This window comes from Phenylobacterium sp. (genome assembly GCF_030645195.1).
Taxonomy (GTDB): Bacteria; Pseudomonadota; Alphaproteobacteria; order Caulobacterales; family Caulobacteraceae; genus Phenylobacterium.
Genome location: NZ_JAUSLW010000211.1, coordinates 1 through 1,264 on the forward strand (window position 1 = coordinate 1; position 1,264 = coordinate 1,264).

Annotated in this window: 1 protein-coding gene and 1 pseudogene; both read left to right on the plus strand. The window is 69.9% G+C overall.

The genetic code is table 11. The features are described 5' to 3' along the window. The first annotated feature begins 101 nt into the window (after positions 1-101). A complete protein-coding gene (locus Q7T09_RS19405) occupies positions 102-683 on the plus strand; it encodes a glutathione S-transferase family protein (RefSeq protein WP_304701849.1) in 582 nt (193 codons plus the stop codon). Positions 684-724: 41 nt separating this feature from the next. Next, a pseudogene (locus Q7T09_RS19410) lies at positions 725-1,264 on the plus strand (S1/P1 Nuclease); the annotation flags it as partial.

Below are 1,264 nucleotides of genomic sequence, written 5' to 3' on the forward strand. Positions count from 1 at the left end.
CAACCCCGCTATTAGGCTTACTCACAGGCGCCTGCAGACAGCTTCGATTGCGCCGCCAGAGTCATGGTCTATCAACAGCCGTCAGCAACGGGGGCCTGCACATGCGCATCTACGGCGACTCCATCTCGGGCAACTGCCTCAAGGTTAAGTGGACGGCCGATCATCTGGGCCTGACCTATGACTGGATCGAGACCGACGTCATGAAGGCCGCGACCCGCACGCCGGAATTCCTGGCGATGAACCCGGCCGGTCAGGTTCCCGCCGTGATCCTGGACGACGGCCGGCCGCTGGCCCAGTCCAACGCCATCATCCTGCACCTGGCGGAGGGCTCCGATCTGATCCCCGCCGACGCCTATGAGCGGGCCCGCATGCTGGAATGGATGTTCTGGGAGCAATACAGCCACGAGCCCTATGTGGCCGTCGCCCGCTTCCAGGTGCGTTTCCAGGGCAAGCCCGTCGCCGACCTGGAGCCGCGGCTGGTGGAGCGCGGCAAGGCCGCCCTGCGGCGGCTGGAGGACGGCCTGGCGGCCCAGCCCTTCCTGGTGGGCGACCAGGTCAGCCTCGCCGACGTCGCCCTGGTGGCCTACACCCGCGAGGCCGGGGACGGCGGCTTCCGCCTGGCGGACTATCCCAAGGTCCAAACCTGGATCGGCCGGGTCGAAAAGGCGCTCGCCATCGTCTAGCCGCGCTTGCCTTCCGATCCTGCGGGCTTCAAATCGCAGGCATGACGCTCAAGCCGCTCCGCCTCGCCCTGCTCTTGTTCGCCGCCGTCCCGGCCCCCGCCTTCGCCTGGGGTGGGGCCGGTCACCGCATGGTGGGGGAGGAGGCCATGCGGGCCCTGCCGCCCACCTTGCCGGCCTTCCTGCGCGCGCCCGCGGCGGTGGCGGCCGTCGGCGAGCTGTCGCGCGAGCCCGACCGCTCCAAGGGCTCGGGCAAGATCCACGACTCCAACCGCGATCCGGGCCACTTCGTCGACCTGGAGGATGACGGCCGCATCCTGGGCGGACCGGCCCTGGCCGCCCTGCCGCCCACGCGTGCCGACTACGAGCCCGCCCTGCGCGCCGCCGGCCAGGACAGCTGGAAGGCCGGCTATCTGCCCTATTCCCTCGTCGACCAGTTCCAGCAGCACACCACCGACCACGCCTACTGGCGGGTTGAGGCAGCCGCCGAGCCCCGGGAGAAGAACCGCGCCCGCCGCGCCTGGATGCATGCCGACCGCCTGCGCCGCGAGCAGCAGATCCTGATGACCATCGGCTTCCTGTCG